Annotated in this window: 20 protein-coding genes and 1 riboswitch; of the genes, 4 read left to right on the plus strand and 16 right to left on the minus strand. The window is 49.4% G+C overall.

Annotated elements, in window-relative coordinates; all coding sequences use genetic code 11:
* Positions 1-74: 74 nt before the first annotated feature.
* Genes LJ740_RS15345 through LJ740_RS15355 form a run of 3 tightly spaced genes read right to left on the minus strand, consistent with a single transcriptional unit; the run spans position 75 to position 5,777 of the window.
* A complete protein-coding gene (locus LJ740_RS15345; protein ID WP_229529989.1) occupies positions 75-1,067 on the minus strand; it encodes a sterol desaturase family protein in 993 nt (330 codons plus the stop codon).
* Positions 1,068-1,076: 9 nt separating this feature from the next.
* Positions 1,077-3,302: a TonB-dependent receptor family protein gene (locus LJ740_RS15350; protein ID WP_229529990.1), complete on the minus strand. Its 2,226-nt coding sequence runs from the start codon at positions 3,300-3,302 to the stop codon at positions 1,077-1,079.
* Between the two features lie 3 nt (positions 3,303-3,305).
* On the minus strand, positions 3,306-5,777 hold the full coding sequence (locus LJ740_RS15355; RefSeq protein WP_229529991.1) for an imelysin family protein: 2,472 nt from the start codon (positions 5,775-5,777) through the stop codon (positions 3,306-3,308).
* Between the two features lie 639 nt (positions 5,778-6,416).
* Between LJ740_RS15355 and LJ740_RS15360 the strand changes: the two genes are divergently transcribed.
* Positions 6,417-7,949, plus strand: coding sequence for a hypothetical protein (locus LJ740_RS15360; RefSeq protein ID WP_229529992.1), 1,533 nt, complete (start codon positions 6,417-6,419; stop codon positions 7,947-7,949).
* 132 nt (positions 7,950-8,081) lie between these two features.
* Here LJ740_RS15360 and LJ740_RS15365 read toward each other — a convergent pair whose 3' ends face one another.
* From LJ740_RS15365 to LJ740_RS15420, 12 genes are all read right to left on the minus strand, one after another.
* Positions 8,082-8,957, minus strand: a complete 876-nt coding sequence (locus LJ740_RS15365) for a hypothetical protein (protein ID WP_229529993.1) — start codon at positions 8,955-8,957, stop codon at positions 8,082-8,084.
* Positions 8,944-9,747 carry a hypothetical protein gene (locus tag LJ740_RS15370; RefSeq protein ID WP_229529994.1) on the minus strand — a complete coding sequence of 268 codons (804 nt, stop codon included), beginning with the start codon at positions 9,745-9,747 and terminating at the stop codon, positions 8,944-8,946. Before LJ740_RS15370 ends, LJ740_RS15365 begins: the two co-directional genes overlap by 14 nt.
* On the minus strand, positions 9,744-10,913 hold the full coding sequence (locus LJ740_RS15375) for a hypothetical protein (RefSeq protein ID WP_229529995.1): 1,170 nt from the start codon (positions 10,911-10,913) through the stop codon (positions 9,744-9,746). Before LJ740_RS15375 ends, LJ740_RS15370 begins: the two co-directional genes overlap by 4 nt.
* 196 nt (positions 10,914-11,109) lie before the next feature.
* Positions 11,110-11,970 carry a cobalamin-binding protein gene (locus LJ740_RS15380; protein ID WP_324255620.1) on the minus strand — a complete coding sequence of 287 codons (861 nt, stop codon included), beginning with the start codon at positions 11,968-11,970 and terminating at the stop codon, positions 11,110-11,112.
* A gap of 3 nt (positions 11,971-11,973) precedes the next feature.
* Positions 11,974-13,467: a cobyric acid synthase gene (locus LJ740_RS15385; protein ID WP_229529996.1), complete on the minus strand. Its 1,494-nt coding sequence runs from the start codon at positions 13,465-13,467 to the stop codon at positions 11,974-11,976.
* A gap of 6 nt (positions 13,468-13,473) precedes the next feature.
* Positions 13,474-14,112 (minus strand): histidine phosphatase family protein, encoded by a 639-nt coding sequence (locus LJ740_RS15390; RefSeq protein ID WP_229529997.1) that lies wholly within the window; start codon positions 14,110-14,112, stop codon positions 13,474-13,476.
* A gap of 4 nt (positions 14,113-14,116) precedes the next feature.
* On the minus strand, positions 14,117-14,632 hold the full coding sequence (gene cobU / locus LJ740_RS15395; protein WP_229529998.1) for a bifunctional adenosylcobinamide kinase/adenosylcobinamide-phosphate guanylyltransferase: 516 nt from the start codon (positions 14,630-14,632) through the stop codon (positions 14,117-14,119).
* Positions 14,629-15,435, minus strand: coding sequence for an adenosylcobinamide-GDP ribazoletransferase (locus LJ740_RS15400; RefSeq protein ID WP_229529999.1), 807 nt, complete (start codon positions 15,433-15,435; stop codon positions 14,629-14,631). Before LJ740_RS15400 ends, cobU begins: the two co-directional genes overlap by 4 nt.
* A complete protein-coding gene (gene cobT, locus LJ740_RS15405) occupies positions 15,428-16,498 on the minus strand; it encodes a nicotinate-nucleotide--dimethylbenzimidazole phosphoribosyltransferase (RefSeq protein ID WP_229530000.1) in 1,071 nt (356 codons plus the stop codon). The genes LJ740_RS15400 and cobT overlap by 8 nt, the downstream gene beginning before the upstream one ends.
* Positions 16,499-16,502: 4 nt before the next feature.
* Entirely contained in the window at positions 16,503-17,525 is a 1,023-nt protein-coding gene (locus LJ740_RS15410; RefSeq protein ID WP_229530001.1) for a FecCD family ABC transporter permease, read from the minus strand.
* 2 nt (positions 17,526-17,527) lie between these two features.
* Positions 17,528-18,343 carry an ABC transporter ATP-binding protein gene (locus LJ740_RS15415; protein WP_229530002.1) on the minus strand — a complete coding sequence of 272 codons (816 nt, stop codon included), beginning with the start codon at positions 18,341-18,343 and terminating at the stop codon, positions 17,528-17,530.
* A gap of 103 nt (positions 18,344-18,446) precedes the next feature.
* Positions 18,447-18,593: riboswitch (cobalamin riboswitch) on the minus strand.
* A 99-nt stretch (positions 18,594-18,692) separates the two neighbouring features.
* On the minus strand, positions 18,693-19,457 hold the full coding sequence (locus tag LJ740_RS15420; RefSeq protein WP_229530003.1) for a LamG domain-containing protein: 765 nt from the start codon (positions 19,455-19,457) through the stop codon (positions 18,693-18,695).
* A gap of 226 nt (positions 19,458-19,683) precedes the next feature.
* Between LJ740_RS15420 and LJ740_RS15425 the strand changes: the two genes are divergently transcribed.
* Both LJ740_RS15425 and LJ740_RS15430 read left to right on the plus strand, forming a co-directional pair.
* On the plus strand, positions 19,684-21,063 hold the full coding sequence (locus LJ740_RS15425; RefSeq protein ID WP_229530004.1) for a winged helix-turn-helix domain-containing protein: 1,380 nt from the start codon (positions 19,684-19,686) through the stop codon (positions 21,061-21,063).
* Complete coding sequence (locus LJ740_RS15430) at positions 21,045-21,788, plus strand: hypothetical protein (protein ID WP_229530005.1); 744 nt, start codon at positions 21,045-21,047, stop codon at positions 21,786-21,788. The genes LJ740_RS15425 and LJ740_RS15430 overlap by 19 nt, the downstream gene beginning before the upstream one ends.
* A gap of 108 nt (positions 21,789-21,896) precedes the next feature.
* Here the strand turns inward: LJ740_RS15430 and LJ740_RS15435 are convergent, their stop codons facing one another.
* Complete coding sequence (locus tag LJ740_RS15435) at positions 21,897-23,600, minus strand: protein adenylyltransferase SelO (protein WP_229530006.1); 1,704 nt, start codon at positions 23,598-23,600, stop codon at positions 21,897-21,899.
* Positions 23,601-23,747: 147 nt separating this feature from the next.
* Here LJ740_RS15435 and LJ740_RS15440 point away from each other — a divergent pair, with 147 nt between their 5' ends.
* On the plus strand, positions 23,748-25,232 hold the full coding sequence (locus LJ740_RS15440; protein ID WP_229530007.1) for a hypothetical protein: 1,485 nt from the start codon (positions 23,748-23,750) through the stop codon (positions 25,230-25,232).
* Positions 25,233-25,240: the final 8 nt, after the last annotated feature.

Genomic DNA, 25,240 nt, shown 5'->3' on the forward strand with positions numbered 1-25,240 from the left:
GACCGGCTGCAAAATTGTAGCGCAAAGATCAGCACGCTCTATTGACTTGCTTTTGTTCACCGCGATGGCGGCACTCATTCCGGGATTTTAGCGGACAACGGCAGTCTGGTTTTTCGGCTCAGTAAGCGGTTTTTACAAGCGATAAATGGTCTGGCGTACGCATCCAGTAACGACTTGTGTGACGGCTCCTTTTTATCCAGCCCGAACAACAAAAAGCGCGTTTTGCCGGACAGCACTAATGTGCCAAATAATCGGTCCCAGATGGCCAGTGCTGTACCGAAGTTTTTATCGTGAAACTGCACCTGACGGCTGTGATGAATTTGATGTTGTACCGGGCTGATAAACCACTTTTCAAGGGTGTCGCCCCAACGCCATTTAACATGAGAGTGACGCAGGTTAGAGCCCATCACATTGAACAAAAATATAAATACATTTGCCCCTAAAATATCCGCCATGGACAGGGTCGGACCAAACAGGAAATAGCAGACTCCTACAGCGCAGCCTTGCGCCAGACCCATGCGGCAGGCGTACAGGAAGCTCTCCAGCGGATGTGAGCGGTACACTGTCATGGGAGTCAGTACCAGTGCTGAGTGGTGCACCTTGTGAAACTCCCAAAGAAACGGGACTTTGTGTAATAAATAGTGCAGTAAAAATCGGGTGAAATCGTCAAACAGAAACAGCACCAGGGTGAAAACAAATATGACGATGGCATCGTTTTCGATACCGGTCAGCAATTGCTTTTGGCCGAAAGTCCATTCCAGCGCATCGCTCAGACCCATGGCAATAGGCACCATAGTAAGAATGAGGGGCGCCCACAAAAACGCGCGGACCAGGCGATTCACAATAAACAGTTGATAGTCCAGTACGGCGCTTTTATGCAGCCAGACTTTAGGGTTGAACAGGTAGTAAAAAAAGCCCTTATCGTTTTTAACCTTGCGCTGCTGAGCAATGTACACCCACAAAGCGAATATCAGCGCCCCTGCGATGTATCCCAAAAACAGGCGCTTGTTGGGATCCAGCAGGTAACGGCCAAGTTCGATAAGTTCGGATTTAAATTGCTCTAGCATAAAGCCTGATTAAAAATTGTATTTAACCCCTACCTGTAATTGTTGTGGACGGTTTGGTCTGGCACCATAAGGACGGCGACTAACAATGCTGGCGTCATCCAGCAAGTTGTCCACCTTGGCATAGACCCTGACAGCCGATGAAAAACGATAGTAGGCAGCAATATCGATAACGGTAAAGCTGTCACTTAACTTTCCGGCCAGAGGGTTATCCAGGGGGCTATCTGTCAGGGCCGCCTGACCACTTTCCGGCATGGCGTCGGTATACACAATATTGCCCTTGATGCTCCAATTTTCGCCTTCCAGGCCGACACTTAAAGTAGCCTGATGTCTGGCGAGATATGGCAAAGGGTTACCTTCGTCAACAAAATTCCACAAAGAAAAGGGTGAGTAAAAACTCTCTTTAAACTCAGAGTCGGTAAAGGTGTACATGACATCAACCGGCACCTCCAGTCGCGATCCCACCGAAAACACAGTACCTGCTGCCATTTCGAGACCGTACACATCAACGCTGCCACCACTAAAGGCAAGATCAGTATCACAGCCCGCTGAAAAAGAGCAAGATTCGATCAGGTTGGAATAATCGTTAAAAAACGCCACTGACTCAAAATGACTGTCTTTACCGCTGAAGCGATAACCCAGCTCATAGTTGACGCTTTTTTCAAACTCAATGGATTCGTCCTGTGCCGGGCTGGTAGGTACAAACCCACGGTGTACACCGGTAAACAGCACTGATTGCTCAGTCAGTTGATACAGGATACTGAATCTGGGCAAAAAGATATCATTGCTTTTTTGCAAGGCATCGTCTTCGCTGCCGGGTGCCCGATTCTGAAAATCACCATCGATATTTTCGTATCTGAGTCCCGCAGTAATGACGAAATTACCCCAAGAGAGAGTATCCTGAATGTATACCGATATAGCATCCGTCTGTTCTGTATTGGTGGTGCTGGCTTTGGAGCCTTCTCCGGTGGCGACCAGGGCACCACTTCTCATAAAGTAGTTTTCGATGGTGTGGTTGCGCTGGATTTCGTCCTGATGAAAACGCACCCCAAATTCGACGAGATGTTCAATGCCACTCATTGCTAAGCTAAGATCACCGTCGATTTGAATACCCTGAGAGTAGAGTGAGCGATCATTGTTACCCAATTCCAGCAGCTCTCTGGCGGAACCGTCGATATCACCGCGCAATACGCTTAATAACTCAAAGTGTCGCGGTTCGTCGGAATCTGAAACTATATCCAGCAGGCTGGGTAAGGTTTCTCCGAAAGAACTGACAAAGCGATTGAGTTTGTTCCATGCCCGGTCAAGATCGGTGCGATAGGCCTGAGTGGCCAGATTCCAGTTGCTGCCTTCAACAAAATGCGACAGGGTAAACGCACTGTGCTCCCAATCCATTTTATCCTGTTGTCCACCGGCGTAACGCTGGTAGGGGTTGTCCCGGAAGTCTTCGTCAGTCAGGCCGGTATAGGTAAAGTTCGACACTTCATCGGCGTAATTTGCTTTAAAAATGAGTTCCTGAGACAGCGATCCTGAGGACAGGTCGTAACGCAACTTCAGGTTGTAGTCGTTCTTTTCAAAACCTACATCACCGCCATTATCCAGCTCCTGAAAGCCGTCTGAACGCAATGTTACCCCTTCGACCAGCAGGCCAAAGCGATCACTGATATTTTTGCCATAATAGCCATGCAGTTTCTGATAGCCGTCAGTGCCCAGGGCCACATCAATCTGACCCTCGTCCAGCTCAGGGACGCTTCGGGTTAGCATATTAAGGGCACCCGCTACGGTATTGGGGCCGTATTTGATCGCGGCAGGCCCTTTGGTGACTTCTACTCCCACCATTTTGCTGGTGAGAGGGAAAAAATAGGCAGAAGGCGCTGAATAGGGGGCAGGGCCAATCAACAGACCGTCTTCCATGATATTTATTTTCTTACTGCGCTCCGGGGTAACACCGCGAAAACCAATGTTGGGGCGCAACCCGAATCCATCTTCCAGACGAACATTGACACCGGGCACCGTGGCCAGGATACGGGCGATATCATCGTATTCGAACTGTTCCAGTTCCACCTCATCAACCAGTGCCACAGAGCCGGCAGAAAGCTCCATACTGCGCTGATTGCCGATAATACTGATACGTTCGATAGACTGAGTATTGGTTTCCTCATCAGCGCTCACCGGGTGCGCCAAAAGGCAGCAGGAGGCAGCCCCAACTGCTGCAGTAATTTGCCTGATATTTTTCATGTTTTAGTCATTATCTCCGGCAGACGTGCTTGGAAGCTGCAGCGAAAGGCTCTGAATAAAGTCGCCTTTGAGAATATCATCAACATCGTTTACTTCGCTGTGAAGCTGCTCAACGCTTTCCGGGGTTTGTGTTAGTACATCGCTATATGTGCCGGTCATTTGCTCTGCAAGTGCGATAGCTTCGTCCAGTTGGGCGATGATGTTTGTGGCGGTATCCTGATCGCCAACGTCAGTGAGAAAGTCAACAAAGCTGGCATCACTTTCATTGCTACCTGTTAGCAAAGTTCTCAACGCCCGCATGTTATTGATAATGTTTTGCAGTGAGTAATCCGAGTAAGGTGATTCTGCATCCTGAGCACAGGGCACCAGACCGCAATTGTTCACCCGGATACCCACTGGTGCAGCAATTTTGCCATCCTTTACCGGGCCGGTGAAATAAAACAGGCCATCAGATATATCATTGATGGCATCCAGTGTGGTAGAAAAGTCGGAGCCTGGGTTGCCGGCGTCTTTCAAAACACTGGCGTAGCCGTTGGTACCTGTCCACTGAGTCACAATGTCATTCGCTGTGCTCAGCACATCGGATGATACCAGGCTGGCAAAACTACAACGTGCTGCAGTTCGGTCTGCATCGCTGCGTTCATTCCAACCCGCCGGTTCTGTGCCCGGTGTCGTACATTTGTGATCCAAATCTTCGTCAAACAGCAAGTACTCCAGGGCATCCAGTCCCTTACGCGAGACATTACGGGTGGCAATGTTGTAGCCCGCCTGTTCAGCTAAGACAACATCCTGATCCACAAAGCAGGCACGGTTATTTGGCCAGGAATAAACTTCGTCTCGCAATTCATTGTTGTTGAAAAACAGCGGGCCTACCTGCATCAACTCAGCCATTTGCCAGGTGTCCATGGTGGTTTTCCATTGCTCCTGAGCGGCGCCGCGATTGTTATTGTTGTCCGCCGGGAGTGAGGCGCAATAGGCGCTTACCGAGGTGTTTAACGTCAGGGCTTTTTGGGCAAACAATTCGAAAGTAGGTACATAGATATTGTCTACAATCGAAGCGATTAAGGCGCTTTGGGTGAACTCTTCTGCAACAGGCGCAACATTGGGATCAGTACCGGCAGTTATTTCATCGCCGTCGTTAACGCCATCACCGTCACTGTCCGCATTGCCTGGGTCAGTGTTGTAGATATTAATTTCGTCACCATCACTGAGACCGTCACCATCGGAGTCGGCAACAGTCGCGTTGGTATTGTGCAGATTGACTTCGTCGCCGTCAGTCAGACCATCGCCATCGGAATCCGCGGCGGTATAGTCGGTGCCCAGTGTCTCTTCTTCCAGCTTGCTGAGACCGTCCTCATCAATATCGCTGTTATTCCAGAGGCTGTAAATAGGTTGCGCCAGCGGTAAATCGGTAAACAAACTGCCAAATGAAAGGCGAGAAATACCGTCGCTGTGATTGGTGAGAGTATCATTGCCGGAACTGTTCAGTACAAACCATTGGCTTGTCGCCGCGCGGCGCACGGCTAAATCAACTTTTCCGTCTCCGTCATAGTCGGCTGGTACAGGAACATCATTTTCCTGCAAGCCGAATTGGCGACGGGTAATACCGTCTGCGTGACCGGTTATGCCGTCAACACCTGAAGAATTCATAATATACCAGAACTGGGTGCCAGGTCGTCTGACGGCTAAATCCGCTTTGCCATCACCGTCATAATCAGCAGGAACCGGGATATCCGCTTGTTGGGTGCCAAAACGTATCCGGCTGATACCGTCTGTATGGCTGGTTAAAGGGTCAACGCCGGAGGAATTCAGAATATACCAAAACTGTGTGCCGGGCCGTCTCACTGCCAGGTCGGCCTTGCCGTCGCCATCATAATCTGCGGGTACCGGGATGTCGTCGCTCTGTGTACCAAATTGGCGACGAGTTATGCCGTCGCTATTACCTGTCAGGGTATCAACGCCTGAGGAATTCAGAATATACCAGGTTTGGGTAGAAGGGCGGCGAACCGCTAAATCAGTAATACCGTCACCGTCGTAGTCGGCGGGCACCGGAATATCGTCACTGCGCAAACCAAAGCGCATACGAGTCACACCATCACTATTGCCACTGATGCGATCGGTGCCACTGGAATTCTGGACATACCAGATCTGCCCCGATGCTCTGCGAACAGCGACATCGGTAATCCCATCTCCGTCAAAATCTCCGACAACCGGGACATCCCCGGCACGTTTGCCAAACTCAACCTGGTGGGTTTGGCCATCAGAAGAGCGATACACTATGGTCTCAAAGGTGGATGCTCTTCTGAACGCGATATCATCCACACCGTCACCATCATAATCCAGCATTGCTGAGTTTTGGTCAGGCTGAGCCAGTGATAATTGCGGGATTGCCAACAGGGTCAAAAGGCTGGCAATCGCCACGGGAAAAGCGGCTCGCTGCTTGTGCTTGCTTGCGGAAATAAAACGAGTTTTCATGTGTTTAAACCTTGTTTTCAACGTTGTGCTCGGGTTGTTTGGTGGCATGTTTTACAATCTACAACTCAGGTTATTGTCAAAATTTTCGCAGCCTTCAAAAGCACTGATTGTGCCTACAACGTATTGAAAGTGAATTTTGCGCATAGTTGAGGTTGTGCTGAGTTATTAAGGCTGGCATCCCGACTCGCCTGGTCGTGTCACCAACGTGTTGTAAATATTGCTAAATTCGCCCTGTCAATCACCCCCGTGGGTGTATAAAAACAGTATTGCTAACAGCTATCATTTGAATTCTCGCATCTAATTAGGGTAATTGCGACAATCATACGTAACTTTTATAAATGCGGATTGTTTTCATTTTTATCTTTTTTGTCAAATGAACGCTACATTAGCTAAAAAAATGGTTGTCGGGTAAGTCTGTAAGCGCTAATGCGGCGATTGTGTGGAGTTAGTGTGACCAGCTCGCAGGTGGCTAACAGGCATTGCTAAGGTTGACTTATTTCCCCTTAATGATAATACTTCCGATTATCGTTTTTGAGGAGATTTTTATTGTTACTAAAATCTCGACGTTAGTGTGGATTCAACTCCGCGCTTATTTCAGCGATAAGAACAAAATTTCAAAACTGATAGGAAACATACAAGATGAACAAAAAGTTTATGTTGACCCTGCTAAGTGTCGCATTTCTGGGTCTCGCCGGCTGTGACGGAGACGATGGTGTCGATGGCGCCGCTGGTGCTCCTGGTGCAGATGGCACAAACGGTACTGATGGTACAGATGGCGTAGACGGTGCTTCTCTTCAGATCGTTGTTGACCGGGTGTATCCGGAAGCCAACGATTTTCGCGGCCTGACCTACGCGCGTGTTGGCGACCAGGCGGGTAAAATTTACGTGTCTGGTTTTGTGGGCACGGATGATGCGACGAGAATGGCCGTAGTCGGTCGTCTGTTCGCTGACGGGACACCGGATACGGCGTTTGGCGGCGACGGTTTTGTTGAAGTTCAGGCAACAACTGAACTGAGCAGCAGTGACGAGCAATCTTTGGGTGTCGCTGAGCTACAAAGCGGTGATGTGGTATTTGCGGTAAATGCCGCTGAAGCCACGGGCGGACGTTCAATTTTTCTTTTCCGCGTAACGCCAGAAGGCGAACTGGCCACAGGCTGGGGTGATGCAGATGGCAAAGCGGAAGTGGTATTTGGCTATGCCGATGCTGACAACGCCGATTTCCCTGGTGACTCAGTACAGGACTTTATCTGGGACTTACAGGTTGACCGCAGTGTCGCCACTGATCGCGTGGTGGTATTCGGAAACGGATCTGCCAATGACGGTACCCGTACCGATACCGATCGCTACATTACCCGTGTTGTTGTTACCGACACTGGTATTGAAACGGACGCAACATTCAATGGCGGCGTGGCATTTTCCTTTGATGCGGGTGGTTTAGGACTCGGCGACAACCAACGTCGTGGTATCGTCGAAGCTGATGGTAAAATCGTTGCTTCAGGTTACAACAACCTGGGTGATGGCATTCGTCACCATGTGATGGCGATTCGTCTTAACGAAGACGGTTCAATGGATGACACCTTTGCTGGTTACAGCGATGAAGAGAATCTGGTAGCGGCAACACCAGGTTTAGCAGTGTTTAACCCCTTCCAGGTCGATGGTGGCTTTGCCGAAGCCTATGCAGTTGGTCTGCAGGAAAGCACAAATTCATACGTTCTGGCCGGTTACGGCGGTGCAACAGGTTCAGGCTTTGAATCTTCCTTCGGTCATCAGTCGTATGTTGCCCAGGATATGGTGGCATTCAGAACCTCTACTGGTGTCTCTACCAGTCAGGATCTGACCTTTGGTGATGGCGTATCTGGTGCGGCAGTGATCCAAAGTGAAGGCAAAGGTTTCCCTTCCAGTGAAGATCGCGCGCGTCACCTGGTGGTATTGCCAGATGGACGTACTGTGATTGTGGGTCGTTTTGGTGGCGTGCCTGCGGCTTATGTGTTGACTGTAGATGGTCAGCCAGATACTGGCGTATTCGGTGACGGCATTATTGAACTGAGCAGCCCGTCGGTGAGCGCCCAGTTTTTCGGCGCAGCACTGTCGCCTGATGGCATTCGCGTAGCCATGACCACAAACTATGATGCCAATGGTGCGCGCCTGGTCGTAATTAAACCGGGTAACTAAGCAACGCTGTTGCAAGAGTATACGGCCTTTAACGTTACGACAAAGGCCGGCATAGTTGATGTAAATAAAAAGGCAGCCCGCTAAGGCTGCCTTTTTAATTTCTGTCCCCGTGCCTGCAGGTGGCATTCACTGTCAGATTTTGACCTTTCTGCGACTCTGATTTAAGGTGGGAATAGTGAGGCGCCTGGGTTTCAGGGTGCGTGGCACCGCCCCCACCGGATTTAGCGAATCAAAACGGGTGCTGTTGATTTTTCGGGTTTTATAATACAGCTCGAAATAACCTGGCAGATGACCGGGCAGCTCCTCACAGTATTGCCGGAATCCGGCGCGCATTTGATTGGCATAGTCAAAAAATGCCAGTTCTTCTTCTGTCCAGGGATCGACGTTTTCTTTGCCAAAATGGGGCTGCCACCAGTCTACGGTTTCCAGAATTTCACCGGCCCAGTGTTCTAACAGACTAACACTGCTATGACACCAGGCTGTGTCAGTCATACCATTGAAAGCCATGCCCGGCAGGTAAGGAGGGCTTAAGGGCAACATCATGCGGTAATCTGTAGCTGCTAAAGCAGGGTTATACCTGTCGTGATTGCCGTTGTGGCTAAATAAGTAACGATAAGACAAATGATTAATACAGGCTGGTTGGTCAAAGGCTGCAATTCCTTCGCTTTCATAGGCGCTCAGGCAAATTTGCGATTCCGCCTCTACCTGTTGCACAAACGCGGCATTGAAATTAAAGAAAGCGCGATACAGTTGCCGTTCTTCAGGCCCGATCCCCGGCGGCCCGGAATTTCCGCCGTAGCGGTAGCGTATCAAAGGTGGTTTACCGCGTTTAAAACTGGCTAATGCCATTATGGTGCCGGAGTCGGATATATCTGTAGCGCAAATTTCACCACAGATCACCAGGTTTTCTTCCAGATCCGGCGCGGAGGCGATCAGGTCCAGCCAGGAGTTTGCTGACAACACCGGGCTCATTAGCAACAACGCAAACCATGCATTACCAAATTTCATTGAACACCTCCTCTGACATACCCCAGTGAACCAGATATAAACCATTGCCATCAATATCCAGCCCCATGCCCTGATACAGATAGCTTGCGCCATTGCTGTGAGTGCGTTGCAGACCCGCTGCAGCGTAAAAGTCTCCGGCTCCCTGCAGGTTGGATGTGGCATCAATACCAATCACCACACTGTCGTCAGGGAGTGTGTTCAGGTCATCCAGGATTCGGGTAAAACGGCCCTTGAGCGCCAGTAACAGGGACGGATCAGGTTGTTTGGAAACCAGGGTGTAGCCATACAAGCTGAGGGGGACAGCGTCGCTGTTTTCAGTGTCCGGCGCTTCATCAAAAATCAGCTCCCATTGCAGCGATGAGTTATGGCTGAGGTGGTCTTCCATGGTGATGCGCAGTGGCAAATCTTCTTTGTAAATTTCCCGCAGGGTTTTATCCACCACATGCAGCTCGCCATCTTTGATACGAACCTCGTAACCCCCTGGCCGGATATTCTGTACTTTTTTGTTTTTTAATACCGCCATAGCCAGCGTATCCACCAGCCCTGACTCTGAGCAGTCGCTGTAAAACGGCGAGAACAACAGGGTTTTCTTCAGCGCCGGGGTTAACATAATTTGTTTACAGGCCTGCTGCATACTGGTGTTCACCTGAAAATGAGTCATAGAGGGAATGGTGTGGGAAACAGAGGCTTGCGGCAGCTCGTTCTGAGTCGAGGGGGTTTGCGCCATGGCTGTGCCGCAACACACACTCAGACCTGCCATCAGCAGGTTCAAATAAAGGAATAGTCTCATGGTCTGCTTTCCCCGGTCAGAATATAAAACATCAAATCTTTACCCTGTTTATCGCAACCGACACAGTCGACACGTCGGATAGCCACATCATTGTTTTTACCCACAGCAAATTCGAATTCGATTGGGTCATCCACTTTCGTCAGTCCTGCCACCTTGTCATCAGACAATATCGAGTGATAAAAATGCAGGGTAGCCCTTAATGGATCGTCACATTGCAGCGTGGAAAAAATCGGGCTGTCGGATTCGGCACTGAGCTCACCGGATTGCGTCGCGCAACCGTGGTTTTGCCACTCCTCATCGGGGTGGGTACCGAATATCTCGCGATTTTGCCAGTGTTGTTGATAGGCGCTCTCAAACACGGCGTTCGACAGATTCATAGTCCAGCGCCGTGCCATGGCTTCGGTCATTGCCGCCGTGAAATACACGATCCGGGAGCTATTGTTGATATTGAAGTTATCTTCCAGTCGCCATTGACCGTCACTATTGTTCTGTATGAGGTTGAAAAATTCGGCGAAGCGGGTGTTTTCCTCGCTCAGTTGCTGCAGTTGGGGATTGCTGATTCGCGGATTCGCTTTGGGCGCAGGTTGCGGTGTGTGTGGTTCTGATGTGGTGTCAGTATTTTCTGTAATTTGCTGCGTATCTTCGGAAAACAGCCCGGAAATGGTAGCCATTTCCTGCTGAAATAACTCTCCGATATTGAGCTCGCTATCCGCCATAATGTGGTTGACACCAATGTAACCTAACAACAGCAGATTCAGTGTCAGTGACAACAACAGAGGCAATCGTGAGGTCCTGCCACTGCGCAACACCGGACCAGATTGCAGCTCTGCCTGGTCTACCGGGTTCACTGTCGGCGCAGACAAGTCTGCGTGTTCCAGAGTGGGCGGTTTGTCTTTTGCTTTTTTGGGCGAAGGCGGGGCATTGTCGGACCCGGTTGCAGGCCCTTGCGGCTCCTGAAATTCGGTCAGGATACCGTGCTTTTCCAGCTTTACCTGAAATGCCAGTAACTGGGCTTTATCCGTGCCGGTTCGCAGGGTAAAGGCGTCACCGGAATACAGCCGGGATTCGTCCTGCAGTTTAAGCGTTCTTAACAGCGAGGCGGTGACTTTACTTTTGTCTGCACCTTGTTTTAATTGTCCTTTAAACAGCAGGCTATATTTGGCCATTTGCAACCCCCGACACTGTTACTGCATTCCTTTTGGAAAAACGGTTCTTGTAAATCACTTCTCAGATCCAGTGCTACCGGCGCTGAGAAGTGAAATACAGTTTATAGCAAACTTATCGGATAAAAACAGGGATTAATTAGCCCAGCAATTGCCGAATTAAAGGGTAAAGTCAGGTCAACCGTCTACTGTCAGTTACTTAGTGGGCGAGATAAAAATCCCGTGCCTTATCCACCTGCCTGCACAGGGTTTCCACTTCATCCAGCATGCGCAATGTCATGCGATGGGTTTTATCAGCGTCCGGGTGAAAGATAAATCCGTGTTTTGAGGCCGGGATTTCTGGCCATTGTTGCCAGTTCAGGGCATCGGTGTTTTGTGGAGAGTGAGGCGTAGGTTGCAATACGATTTGAGGCTTGCTGGCCAAGACCTGTTCCAGACCAATCAGCGGGTAGTCTTCAGAAAGTGACGCGAAAGGGTTTTTAACACCGCACACAACTAGCTGCTGCTGCAACCAGGCTTTGTTGGCTACGGTGCGCAATGGTCTGGCCCACATTTCGTAAAATCCGGTTACGGGCCGGGCGTTGCTGTATTTGGACTCAAGTGCCTCGAGACGTTGTGAGAATTGCCGGGCTATTTGCTGTGCGGCTGTAGTACGTCCGGTGATTTCTCCCAGCATCAGCAGTTCATCTGCAACACTGGCAAGGGTTGTGGGATTCGAATAGACAATATTCAGACCGTAGTTTTTTAACCTGTCCAGATCGTCCTGTGGATTACCGGTTTGCCAGGCGATAATGACATCCGGTGCCAATTGCACAATACGCTCTATTTGCAGACGAGCGTAATTGCCAATTCTGGGGATGTTTTTGGCCGCTTCCGGATAATCAGAATGTTCTGTGGTGGCAATAATCTGGTCACCGGCACCAATGTCGTAAAGAGACTCTACAATATGGGGGGCCAGTGCTACTATTCGTTTGTCCTGTAGTTCGTCTTTCTGCGGTTTGCTTTCCTGCGCCTGAAGACCTGATGCGAACAGCGTCAGGATAAAAATCATGTGTCTCATTGTTTAACTTCCTCTGCCTGTAAGTTTACCTATCAAAGGCGTTATTTTTGTCCAGTCCAGATGTTTATCGCACATCTCGGCCAGACGGTTAATTGCCGCTTCCTGCAGCATTTCGTAATGTTGAGTGACTTCTATATCTGCACCTGCCCACGCCAATATGCCCCGGGTTGCTTCGGGCTGATCAAACAGACCATGCAAATAAGTACCGGCCACCTGATTATCGGTGCTGACAGCGCCATCCGGAAGATTGTTTTCCAGCAAGGCAAAACAGCGCTTTTCTTTTGTTTGGGTGACGCCCACATGAATTTGGTATCCGCTGACGGGGATTGCTGCTTCGTCACCCTCTGGTGTTAAGCATAAGACTCCCTGATTTTGGGTCAGTTGTTTTTCACCTTGCAGTCGGGTGCTTAGCTTTAACAAAGCCAGTCCCTTTGATTCACCGGCCGGACCTTCTATACCATCGGGATCAGCAATACATTCTCCCAACATCTGATAACCACCACAAATGCCCAGTACTTTTCCGCCGTATCTCAGGTGCCGAAGAATATCCTGATCCCACTGCATAGCGCGCAGTTGTGCTAAATCTGCCCGTACATTTTTGCTGCCGGGTAAAATGATCAGATCACAGGCCGGAATACGCGAATGAGGGGGGACATAAATCAGTTTCACTTCCGGGTGAGCCCGCAACATATCAAAATCAGTGTGATTGCTGATGCGACTGAATACAGGCACGGCCACAATCAATTTTGGACCGGTTGCCGTGCTGGCCTGGGATGTCTCAATGGCATCTTCGGCGGCTAATTGCAGGTTTGGTAAGAAAGGCAGAACGCCCAACACCGACTTTCCGGTGCGCGCTGCTAACCAGTCCAGTCCTGATTCCAGCAGACCAATGTCGCCGCGAAATTTATTGATCACAAATCCCACCACCCGTTGCTGCTCTGACGGCGAGAGTAATTCCAGCGTGCCCACCAGTTGCGCAAATACACCGCCGCGATCAATATCAGCGATGAGAATAACCGGGCAGTCTACGGCTTCAGCAAAGCCCATGTTGGCAATGTCACCTTCACGCAGGTTGACTTCGGCAGGACTGCCTGCACCCTCAACAATGATGCAATCATACTGCGCTGCCAGTCGTTGGTGGGATTCCAGTACCGCGCACATGGCGACTTTTTTGTAGTCGTGGTAAGCCGCAGCCTGCATATCGGTAATAGCTTTGCCCTGAATAATCACCTGAGCACCGGTATCAGAACTGGGTTTGAGTAAAATAGGATTCATGTCTACATGTGGGGCAATTCCGGCTGCCTGTGCCTGCAGTGCCTGGGCACGGCCAATTTCTCCGCCATCAGCGGTAACGGCACTGTTCAGCGCCATATTCTGTGGTTTGAAAGGGGCTACCCTGAGCCCCCGTTGATACAGGCAGCGACACAGAGCGGCCACTAACATGCTCTTACCGGCGTCAGAAGAGGTTCCCTGTATCATCAGTGTATTCGTTAACATATCGGGTTAAATCTCATGCTCTGCGGGCATCCCCACATAGTGAATAATGGCTTGGGCGTGATTTGTCGCAGGCAGGGTGAATTTACTGAGACTGGCGTAACCGATTTGCCATTGACTATATAGCGCCGGGTTGCGCCAATCCAGATTTAACAGATGGGCAAGCAACAGTCGGATCACGCCGCCATGGCAAATAAGCAAAAGAGTTTGCGGCGTCTGTGTGCTGGCCAGTTGCTTTGCCAGTTTTTGCCAGCCGGTTGAAACCCGTTGATACATGACCGTCAGGGGTTCAGCATCGGTCAGCGGGTTACTGGCCGGGGCCTGCCAGAATGCGTGTAGTTCGGCCCAGGCACTTTGAGGTATATCATCAAAAGCGACACCGTCCCATTTTCCGAAATCACATTCCTGCATTTCGTCCAATACCTGCAATGTCAGATTGCGTTGTTCACTGAGTTGTCTGGCAAAGTGCTGACAGCGCTGCAGCGGAGAGCTAACCACCTGAGTAAGCTGTGACAGGCGAGCGCACTGCGCCTCCATGTTTTGCCATCCCCGGGGGCTCAGCGGTACATCGGTTTTACCATACAGGGCTGACGGAGCAGCTACTTCTCCGTGGCGTAAAAGATAAATCTGGTGCGCTATTTTTGCCAAGAGTTCAGCCCTTAATTTGCATGGGTAAACCAGCCACCACCAGTGTGACCTTGTCAGCCGCTCCGGCTACCGCCTGATTGAGCCAGCCCTGCCAGTCGGCAAATTTTCGCGCAGATGCCGAAGCTGGCACGATACCCATACCCACTTCATTACTCACCAGAATGATATCTTGGCGGCTGGTTTTAAGTATCTGCACCAGGTCTGATTGCAGCATGTCGATGTGACACTCAGGATTGAGGTACATCTCGTTGTTTAGCCATAAGGTTAAACAATCCACTATGATGACGGCATCATCAGCGGTATTCAGGTTTTCCAGGACGGCAGGCAAGTTGTCGGGATGTTCCAATACTTGCCAGTGAGCAGGGCGGTCAGCTTTGTGGCGTTCGATGCGCAAGGCCATTTCATCATCCGTAATGGTGGCGGTGGCCACATGTATCACAGGTTTATCACATTGCATTGCCTGTTGCTGGGCAAAACGGGATTTGCCGGAGCGCGCGGCCCCCAAAACCAGATGAATCATGAATTACTTCCCACCATCGCCAGCAGAATTAAATAAATGCTGAGCTCCTGTACCTGTTGCGCCGCTCCTAATACATCGCCGGTAAAACCGCCGATGTTTTTTTGCATAATAAAGCGCAACAGATAGCGCACCAGTAGCACGCCGAGAGCCAAAATCAGAATCGTGCTGACCGGCAAAGCCAGTGCCGCAATTCCGCCAGTGGCGATGACAAACAGCAGGTGTTTGTGGGAAACGGGCCTTGCCAGGGGATCGCTTTTATTCTTTTTGACCGTGCCCAGACCCGAGACATAGGGTAAATCCTGAACATGAGTCAGCGCCATCGCCCGGGAAAGCGGGTAGGCCAGGACAATGGCCAGATACAACATTTCTGATTGTGCCAGCGATTGCAACAGCACAAACTTTAATGTCAGCGCCAGTATCAGACTGCAGCTACCATAAGTGCCAATGCGACTGTCTTTCATGATATCAATTTTACGTTCTGCTGTTAGGCCACCCCAGAAGCCGTCACAGGTATCGGCCAGGCCATCTTCGTGTAAAGCGCCGGTGAGTAGCACGCTGGCGACCATCATGAGGGCAATGGCCACCGTACTACCCCATATGGGCGTAGCCAGGTGAACCAGGGCAACCAGTAGTAGCGCCAGTAACCAGCCAATCAGGGCAAAATAACGGGTGCAGGTATGCATAAATTCCGGTTGGTATTGTACCGTCCGGCCCATCGGGATACGGGTAAAAAAGCCCAGCGCCAGTCGAAAATAATTGACTTCAGCGCGCCAGAATGAGGATTTTTCTGCTTGTTCAGACATTGACGTTGGCGCTCTCAAACGTGGCCATGTCATTAAAAAACGCGGCTGCGGTGCGCAATAACGGCACTGCCAGTGCAGCACCGGTACCTTCACCCAGGCGCAGGCCTAAATCCAGCAGGGGGTCTGCATGTAAGGCTGTTAACGCAAGTTGATGGCTGCGTTCTGTGCCCATGTGGGCAAACACCATGTACTGTCTGGCTCCCGGAGCAATTGCACAGGCGTAAAGTGCCGCGACGGTGACAATAAATCCGTCTACAACGATGAGCTTTCCCTGCTCGGCAGTGGCCAGCATGGCGCCAATGATTTGCACAATTTCGAATCCGCCCAGTGAGGCCAGCCACAGAAGGGGATTTTTAGTCTCAGCTTCTGGCATTTGTTCGGTTCGGCGCAGGGCTTTGTCCACCAGCGCTATTTTGGCGTCTAGCTGTGCATCGTTGATACCCGTACCGCGTCCCACTACTTCCCGGGCCTTTTTACTGGTATAGGCACACAATAACGCGGCTGCTGAACTGGTGTTACCAATGCCCATTTCACCGAAACAGACAACATTACTGTCGCTCAATATCGCTTGTTTGGCCAGTGTTGCTCCGGCTATCAAACCGCGCTCAACAACAGCGGCGGACATGGCCGGTTCAACACTGATGTCTGCGGTTCCTGCCCCGAGGCGTTGGGTAAAATAATTGCTTTGAGTTTGAGATAATGGTTCAAGCATTCCGGCATCTATGACATTCAGGGCGATGTCGTGCAATCGACAAAAACAATTAATGGCCGCTCCTCCGGCCAGGAAATTCAGTACCATTTGCCGGGTCACTTCAGGCAGCGCAATACTGACAGGGTGCCTGGCGATACCGTGATCTGCAGCAAAAATTAACATGGTGGGCTGGTTAATTTGCAGCTCTGCGTGGGGTGTTTCAGTTAACTGCATACGGGCCAGTTGCAGGGCCAGCGTCTCCAGTTTTCCCAGTGAGCCAGGGGGCTTGGTTTTATTATCTATCAACCCGTTAAAATGGTGATCCAGGTCATGGCTGATAGCGGGAATGGACCAGTTTGGCAGAGTGGACATGAAATCAGGTGCCTCGTTGACGAATCGCTAAAAAGAAAAACAGACTGCCTATGGCAGAGGTGATGATACCGATAGGAATCTCCTGACCGGTAAGGGCAACACGCGCAAGTATGTCTACAATGACCATAAAAGAGCCGCCCAGCAAGACACAGCCCAGGATCAGAGTGCGACTGGTCACACCCAGCCAGTTGCGGACAATATGGGGGATCATCAGCCCCACAAAGCCAATTCCGCCGCAATAAGACACAATACAGGCCGTTAACGCGGCGCAAATGGCCAGCAGGATCATACGTAAGCGTTGCGCGTTAACACCCAGTGAGCGGGCACTTTCGTCACCCAGCAACAGCGCATCTAACTGGCGTCCGTACAACAGCAGCAGCACCAGACTGACCGCAATGATTGGCAACATGACCCAGGCGTACCAGGCTTCCACTCTGGCTAAGCTACCCATCAACCAGAACACCACTTTATTGGCGGCAAATGGTTCCGCCAGAAACAGGATAAAATGCGAAACCGCTCCTAACATAAAAGACACGGCAACACCCGCCAGCAACAGATGCTCAGTGCGCCTTCCCAGGGCGCTGGCCACCAGCACCTGCACCAGAGCAACAGCAAACAACGCCCCCAAAAATGCCGCGGCGGGTAGTGCCACAGAAAACGCGGCTTCAGAGGTCAGAATGTTAAAGGGGAGCTTTTGAGCTGTGGCATCGTTAAACAATAGGGTGGCGATACTGGCACCCAGTCCGGCACCGGCAACAACGCCAAACAAATAAGGGTCGGTCAGACTGTTTCGGGTGACGTTTTGCAACGTAGCCCCGGCAATGGCCAGACCCACACCTACCAAAAATCCCACGGCCACTCTGGGTGCACGTATTTGCCAGAAAATCAGCTCTTCGGTGGCGGTTTCACATTGCTGAAAAAGGCATTGGGTGATGCTGCTCGCAGACAGCTCTGCGGCACCAAAAAACAAAGAGGTAACTGACGTGAGTATGGCCAGCGCAATCAGTAGTGCCCATTTAATGTGCATGCTCAAAGGGACCACCTGCTTAAATCCAGTAAGGTTTTACCTTCAGGCGAGAAGGTAACTTTCGGGATACTGTGCTGCAGCTCTACCTGACAGGGCAGGTCAAATACCCGGGTCAGCAGTTCTGGTTGCAGTACCGAATTCGGCTCACCACTGGCTACCAATTTTCCATTGTCTAAAATCACTAACTGATGGCAATAATGGGCCGCGAGGTTGATGTCATGCAAACTCATCACAACTGTGACATTCAGCTGTTGCGCCAGATCGCGTAACAGCTGCAGCGTCTGGTGCTGGTAATACACGTCCAGGTGATTTACCGGTTCGTCCAGGATTAACAAAGGCGCGCCCTGCACTAAAGCCCTGGCTATTAATGCCCGCTGCTGCTCACCACCGGAAAGTTTGCTGAACTCCTGATGTACTTTGTCGGTGAGCCCCACCGCCTGAATGGCCTGCTGAATACGCTGATCATCTGCTTTGGTGTGGCGCGATAACAACTGCTTATGCGGCAGTAAGCCCATCCTCACTACATGTTGCAGAGACAGTGAAAACACCATGTCATTGAGCTGATTAACTACCGCTACCTGCTGACTTAAGGCCTGAATTGAATAGTCGCAAATGGCTTGTTGTTGCCAGGTAACGGAGCCCTGATATTCCCGTTGCCCGGATAACACCTTAAGCAGACTGGTTTTGCCTGCGCCGTTAGGCCCCAGAACGCCAAGTACCTGGCCGCGATTAAGCGCAAAACTGACGTTATCGAGAATGACTTTATCCGCGATATTCAGCGATACCTGGTTTACCAGTAAGTTATTATGGTCGGACAAAGATTCCACCTGCATGGCAGGCGAGAATAAACAGGCAAGTGGCATCCTGTGCCCGGTGGCCCAGAATTTTGGCTGACTTGCGTTCGCGTATTCCCGCACGAGTTAATGGCGCTGTGCAGAGGTTGGTATCTGACTTTAATGACTTGCCGTCATCTTTACAGTTGCGGGTACAGTTCTGGTATTTCACCAGATTCCCAGTTACGTTTTCGAAGCCCAAAGCCTGGAAAACACCTCAACACTTTTTCAGCATTGGAATATAGCAGAATCCCGCTGCTGTTGAACAGAAGCGGGGGAGAATAAAACCAGTTGGTTACAGGGTTTGCTAAAATAATATGGGTTTACACTGGTATTATTCAGAAAACGCGTTTATCTCGTCAGCACTCAATGCTCTGGAAAACAATAACATCTCATCAATGACCCCGACAAACGGCAGATCCTGATGCTTTTGCGCACCGGTGCGTGTTCCGCCAATGACACACGCGTTTTCACTGGCAAGGCTGGTGGGCGCCCATGACGCTTCATGGCTGATTTCGGCTTTGTTGCCATCGACATATATCTGAATATTTTCATGGGTCAGGGATTCTCCTTTTTCCGCTGATAATACTGCCACCACACTATGCCATACACCTTCGTCAACCTGGGAAACACCTGAGCTGGTGGTGGCACCCTGGCCCAACGTATCAGCGAACCGGTATTTGTCGTTTGTGGTGAGCCAAAGTACAAACAGATCATTGCAGGCCAGAATGTGTTGGTGTAGACCGGGCGAGGTGATTTTCAGCTTAGTCGCAATGGTAATAGGGCCGGTGAGGTTGAATTGCTCGCTGTCTGGTAAAATGACAACGTCGTCTTTGTCTGAGAAACTCAGTGCCAGGCCAAAGACACCAGATGAGTTACTTTGGTGATTTAATCTTCCGTGTAACTGATTTGGTCCGAAATCCCGTAGCAAACCTTCTTCGGTATAACTTTCAAAGTCCCAGGCGGCTACCAGCCCTGACTCTGAGATAGCGCCTGAACCTGTTGGGAGGGTTTCCGATATACCGGAATAGTTTAGCGGTGCGGCAGAAAGTGACAGACAGTAGCTTAATGTGCAAAACCACAGCAGATGTATTCTCATTATTTTTCCTTTAGTTGCTTTTGTTGTCAAAACAGTCGCGCTCAGTGTTAGTGCTATTGTGAAAAAAAGCATGACGGACACAGGAAAAAAAGTGACGAAAAGATGAATTCATTAAATTCAGCAACTTAGCGGTGGTCATAAGCTATCAGAAAAACCTGAAAACATCGTTTTTCTGACAATAAATGCTATGGTAGGCAGCAAATTAACAGGGACTAACTACAAGCACATGAGTTTGATTCGCTTAGGTGAGCTAACCATCAATACAGATTCGCAGATCGTGATGCTGCAGGGTGAGGAAATCCGACTGGAGCCACGACAGTATGAGCTGTTGCTGTTGTTTTGTGAAAAGTCAGAGGAGATTGTCACCCGAGATCATATCCTGGATAACATCTGGCAGGGGACTATCGTTACCGATAATGCAGTGAGCAAGTTGGTTGCCAGCCTGCGCAAGCAGCTAAAAGATAATCCTGCCAACCCCCAATATATTCAGACCGTGCCCAAACGGGGTTACCGTCTGGTGGCGGTTAAATCGCTGAACCGGAATACCGAGTCTGAACTTAGGCCAGGCACTGATAGTCCAGCGCGGCCGTTTTGGCCGAAAACGAGCATCGCGACTGTCTTCGCTTTGTTTTTTGTAGCGTTGCTTGCGTTCTGGGGAGTGAGTTATTTCAACACGGATGAGTCCGAAAAACTAACCTCAGGCGACTCCCAGGAGGTAAGGGTAAAAGCCCTAACCAAAATGTCAGGCCTGGAACGTTCGCCGATAATCAGCGAAGATCAACAATTTATCCTGTATTTACGGGAAAATATCCAGACTGGGCATCGCAGCTTGTGGTACAAGAATCTGAGCAATGAGCAAACCCAAAAGATACCGGGCCTGACGCCTTTCGCCAGCCGTCTGGTTGCATTAACCCAAGAAAACACAGCCTGGCAATTGTTTTATCTGGCTCAGGAGAACGACAGTTGTCGCCTGTCTAAACTGGAAATTAACGCGGAATTATCTGTTGTCAGTGATGCATTGCTGCTGGATTGCACAGGCTTAGAAATTTTCGATGTCAGCTTTTCTAAAAAACGCAACAGTCTTTACTATTCGGCTAAGGCTGAACATGGCTTGCAGGCGCGTGTCTATCGGTTAGATCTCAACAGCAAGGACAGCAATACCAGCACCCTTATTACTCAGCCAGAAATCCAGGGCAAGGGAAACCGCGGCATTGACCTTTCGCCCGATGAAGAGAAGTTGCTGATTGTGCAACTGGATAAAGAATACAATAGTCAGTTATATGTGCTGAATTTGCCGAGCAATGATTTAAAAGCGCGTTTTTTTGTGCCGCACAATATTGCTCAGGCCAGCTGGGACAAAGATTCACAGCATATACTGTATTTTGCTCCGTTTCCTTCCCGACAAATTCTGCGCAATGATGAGTCGGGGTCGAATCAACAGGTTGTGCTGACCATGTCCGAATATCTTGAGGCGGGATTTTCCCGCATCCCAAATAGCCCGGATATACTGTCTACGACACCCGACCCACATTGGCCCACAACAGTTTTAGCACTGCGTTCATTTCAACCCGAACTGGCCAGCGGGAATTGTATATCGGCGACCTGACTAACGGTACGCAACGTCTGTTTGCCAGGCTTAAAAAAGATCGCGGGTTGCGGCTTTTGTCTTTTTCTCCGGACGATAGCACTCTTTTAGTCGGCGACAGGAGTCATATCTGGCTGGTGGATGTGAGCTTACAGTCTGAGAGTAATAGCTTGCTGGATCTGTCTCCTGAGGCGGCTTTGGTTACGGCTAAAGGTTTGTTGCGCCATGCCGAGTGGCTAAATGACGATCTGATTTATTTCAGAGTCGAAGAATACGGCAAAAATCGTGGCTATTTGTACCGCAAAAATACGGATTCAGTGGTGTCTTTGACAGCGCGCTGGGCCAATATGGTGACAGACCATCAATCTCCCGAGTATTTATATCTGGTAGACGGCAAAGACAATCGCTTACATTACCTGGCTGTCAGTCAACTGGATCTTGCTGCGGAACAAACGGTGGTGATCCCAGACCATGCCCTTCAGGCAATGCAAGTCTACTTACCCCAGGGCTACCGCAATCTGAAAGTGCACAATGGCAACCTGTACTACCAGGTTTTGACGGATAACAACCATGCCAAAGGATTTGATTATCACATTGAAATCATGTCGCTTTCTGGTGATGAAGGACCGAAAAGGCAGAGCTATGAAACCCGCTGCAGTTGTGGTTTTGATGTGGCGAATTCAGGATTTATCGTTAGCGAGCTGAATGCCATGGAGGGGGATATCTACAGGACGGTCAGTAATTAGCAATTAAAATCGCAACGATGAAAATGCAACGTTGGTGATTAGTCCCTGGTAAACCCGCAGACAGGCGTCTCCGGGTTTTTTCGCTTACATGGAATAGTCATCAGCGAGTTAAGATGAACAACTGTAGTGAGAGACACCGCCAACATTAAACAGGGCTACAGGTCTTAGCTGATAATATCTGGCTTCGGCCTCAGGGGATTGCTCGTCATAGGGGTTATTCAAGATTGCTTGTAATTCTTCAATCAGTTCATAGTTACCCAGCTCAGCCTGCTGATAGGCGGGTACCACCAACCATTCACGCCAGGTGTATTTGGGGTTTACTTTTTTCATGTTCTCAGCAATTGTTTGTGAATCGCCTGTTTCAGCTATTTTGAGCTGCCAGCTGTCCAGCCACTGTTGCCATTGTGTTTGAAGCTTTTCTGACAATGGCGTGTAAAACGCCTTACTGAGTGCTGTTGCGTCAGTGGGTAGTGCCGACAGTTCACGGAACAGCATGGTGTAATCCACGTATGAGTGGGCCATTAGTTGCAGTAATTGCATGGTGAGATCGGCGTGATAGTGTTCCAGTCCAAGCTTGGCGGCCCACATAGCCTGCATTTTGCTTTCCATTAGGTCAGAAAAACCGCTTTGAATCTCGTCCAAAGCCGGTAATTTATCTGGTGTCTGCGCCAGTAACGGCATAACAGCCCGGCAAAACATGGCAAAGTTCTTCTCTGCTGCTGCGGGCTGATTGAGAAAGGAAAAATGCCTGCCTCCTCCGGTCCAGGGCTGATACGCAGGATCAAACAACTCGCAGAAGCCAAAGGGTCCATAATCCAGGGTAAAGCCACCACCGGCACAGTTATCACTGTTAAAGTTACCCTGGCAGTATCCCACCCGAATCCAGTTCGCTACCAGAGTGGTTAATCGTCCCCGAAACGCCACAGCCAGTTGCAGAATTTGTTCAGATAGCGGCTGGCTTGTATCTATTTCTTCCTGATATTCCCGGGCGATTAAATGTTGCACGATTTGCTCCAGCTCCTGCATTGCGTCAGGATGCTGTTGGCTGCGGGCTCTTCGGCCAAACAGTTCCAGTTGACCGACTCGCAAAAAGGATGGTGCAACGCGGGTGGAAATGGCCACCGGATTATCTACCAGAATTTCCGGGTCTTGTGAATCAGAGCCTTCCAGATACCAGGGGCGCTCTACCGTTTCAGCATAGGAAACAAAAAGGCTCAACGAACGTGAGGTGGCAATGCCCAGCGCGTGCATGTGTTCCTGGGCGAGAAACTCTCTGACACTGGAGCGCAAAACCGCGCGACCATCTGCGCCGCGACAATAGGGCGTGCGTCCGGCACCTTTTAGCTGCATCTCCATACGCTGGCCATTAAAAACGCCTTCCAGCACTGAAATTGCCCGACCATCACCATAGCCATTGCCGGTTTGAAAAGGACATTGTTGAATGTATTCAGTGCCGTAAATTGACAGCGCATAACCCGTGGCCCAGCCAACCCGGCGCATTGTCTCAGGAAGTTGCGACATATCGCCAGAGAACAGTTGCCGAAAACCGTCTGTGTGTGCCAGTTCATCGGTAAAGCCGAGTTCTTCAAACAGTTTTTTACTGTGAGCGATATATCTGGGGGCTTTTATCGGCGTGGGCTTCACGGTGACATAGTGGCCTGAAAAGACCTGTCTCGGACGATAATCTTCGCCGGATGCCACGGCTGCCGGGTCCGGTGTCAGGTTATCCAGAAAAGAGTAATCTGCCAATTCGGCAAGATCGTCTAGTGTCTTTACCGGGGCCTGACTTTTATTGGATGGTAAGCTGCTCATAAACTGTCAATAGCAGGGTTTAATACCTGATAGATTAACATTCCTGCACAATTGAAAACAGGTAAAGCGGATGGTTTACTGTATTATTGCGGATATCGGATGACGCCGTGCTTTGTGGTTGTCAGTGATAAAGATCGGGAAACTCAAATGGAAGTAAAAGCTGCAAAAATTGAAGAAAGTGATTTTGATATGTATCTCAAGCGAAGTAGCGGTGAATATCGCAAATTCAGACAAAAACAGAATTTAACGGTATCGTTGGCGATTCTGGGCACATTTGGTTCCATTTATTCTTTCTTCGCAGCCACGGATATTGGAATCAATTTTGATACAGCACAATTGGTTTTTTTCTTAATTATAGCGGTGTGCGGTCTTTACTTTACTTTTAATGACTTTGTTGGCTCTCGAGACCCTCACAATGTACATCCACCAACCGAAGGCTATTGGTTGCAAAGCAAAAGTGTTGACCAAATCAAAAGAGCAGGCCAGCCATCAGAGGTTGCTTTATCTGATATTTTGCCAAGTAGCGAAGAGCAAAATGCTGGGTTTGATAAATTACCTGAGATAAAAAACTGTCAAGAGCACGCGTTTGTTTCTGAAGATCTGGACAATCTATTGCTCAGAGCAATTGCTGTTCCAATGGGACAGATAGAAATTAAGAAATATTATCTTTCTGGTAAGGCAGAGTTGAAAACACGCCAGATTAAGTTCTTATCAGCCAGAATCAAAGACAAAAAGAAATCTATAAATGAAGTAAAGCTTCGTTTAGGAAGCTCAATTGCACAGTTCATCAAAGCGATTAATGGAAAAGGAGAAGTAAATATTGAAAAAGTTACTTATTTTGATGGGCTCGTTACCAATGAGGCTTTCCGCTCCATATTATTTGAGACATTACCAAAAGATGATGAACCATTACCAGATAGTGAGCTGGATTTAACAAGATATTATCCAGCCGAGTTTGAAAGTGGGGCATGGCGGCTGGGTGCACTGCCAAGTTCTGATGTGTCACAGCATATAGGGATATCTACAATTGCGATAACCAAAGATAATCGAGTGGTTATTTTTAAACAGAACAAGAACAATATTATTGGTGCCAATACATACGTGGCTTCCGGATCTGGATCCATGGATTACAATGATAAGGTCGATAGTGGTTCAATACGTGAGTTTATAGAGGTTATTAAATTCTCTATGGCAAGAGAGTTATGCGAGGAAACCGGTGCTATTAAAAGAAAACCTCATGTTCAGCTATCAGCTTCACAAATAAAAGAGATCAAGTCAGTCGCTGCCACTACCTGGGTGACAGGTTTCTTTCGCTGGGTGAACCGCTGTGGAAAGCCTGAATTTGTTGGAGTAACGAAGCTGAATAAAACCTATGATGAGATAGAAGGAGATCGTGACGAGGTATCGAAGTCAGTTTCAGTGGAAAGATTCTCAACGAAAAAACTTGCAGCATTGAGTGACATCCGAGATTGGTTTACTGAAGTCAATAACTTGGAAAAAGTAAAATATAATTTAAGTTGTTATGCAGCGATTAGGAGGTTGGTTCAAATCGCTTCTTACATTGATTCTGAAGATGCGCAAAAGAAAAGCAATTACGATTTTTTGAATGCAAAATTATTTAACGAAAAATAGGCGAAGTT

The sequence above is a fragment of the Planctobacterium marinum genome (assembly GCF_020687805.1).
GTDB lineage: Bacteria > Pseudomonadota > Gammaproteobacteria > Enterobacterales > Alteromonadaceae > Planctobacterium > Planctobacterium marinum.

Coding starts and splice junctions, on each gene's coding strand:
- cobU (WP_229529998.1), bottom strand. CDS start 14,632: ATGATTCATCTGGTTTTGGGGGCCGCGCGCTCCGGCAAATCCCGTTTT.
- LJ740_RS15345 (WP_229529989.1), bottom strand. CDS start 1,067: ATGCTAGAGCAATTTAAATCCGAACTTATCGAACTTGGCCGTTACCTG.
- cobT (WP_229530000.1), bottom strand. CDS start 16,498: ATGTCCACTCTGCCAAACTGGTCCATTCCCGCTATCAGCCATGACCTG.
- LJ740_RS15420 (WP_229530003.1), bottom strand. CDS start 19,457: ATGAGAATACATCTGCTGTGGTTTTGCACATTAAGCTACTGTCTGTCA.
- LJ740_RS15435 (WP_229530006.1), bottom strand. CDS start 23,600: ATGAGCAGCTTACCATCCAATAAAAGTCAGGCCCCGGTAAAGACACTA.
- LJ740_RS15350 (WP_229529990.1), bottom strand. CDS start 3,302: ATGAAAAATATCAGGCAAATTACTGCAGCAGTTGGGGCTGCCTCCTGC.
- LJ740_RS15440 (WP_229530007.1), top strand. CDS start 23,748: ATGGAAGTAAAAGCTGCAAAAATTGAAGAAAGTGATTTTGATATGTAT.
- LJ740_RS15360 (WP_229529992.1), top strand. CDS start 6,417: ATGAACAAAAAGTTTATGTTGACCCTGCTAAGTGTCGCATTTCTGGGT.
- LJ740_RS15380 (WP_324255620.1), bottom strand. CDS start 11,970: ATGAGACACATGATTTTTATCCTGACGCTGTTCGCATCAGGTCTTCAG.
- LJ740_RS15410 (WP_229530001.1), bottom strand. CDS start 17,525: ATGCACATTAAATGGGCACTACTGATTGCGCTGGCCATACTCACGTCA.
- LJ740_RS15365 (WP_229529993.1), bottom strand. CDS start 8,957: ATGAAATTTGGTAATGCATGGTTTGCGTTGTTGCTAATGAGCCCGGTG.
- LJ740_RS15425 (WP_229530004.1), top strand. CDS start 19,684: ATGAGTTTGATTCGCTTAGGTGAGCTAACCATCAATACAGATTCGCAG.
- LJ740_RS15385 (WP_229529996.1), bottom strand. CDS start 13,467: ATGTTAACGAATACACTGATGATACAGGGAACCTCTTCTGACGCCGGT.
- LJ740_RS15355 (WP_229529991.1), bottom strand. CDS start 5,777: ATGAAAACTCGTTTTATTTCCGCAAGCAAGCACAAGCAGCGAGCCGCT.
- LJ740_RS15375 (WP_229529995.1), bottom strand. CDS start 10,913: ATGGCCAAATATAGCCTGCTGTTTAAAGGACAATTAAAACAAGGTGCA.
- LJ740_RS15370 (WP_229529994.1), bottom strand. CDS start 9,747: ATGAGACTATTCCTTTATTTGAACCTGCTGATGGCAGGTCTGAGTGTG.
- LJ740_RS15400 (WP_229529999.1), bottom strand. CDS start 15,435: ATGTCTGAACAAGCAGAAAAATCCTCATTCTGGCGCGCTGAAGTCAAT.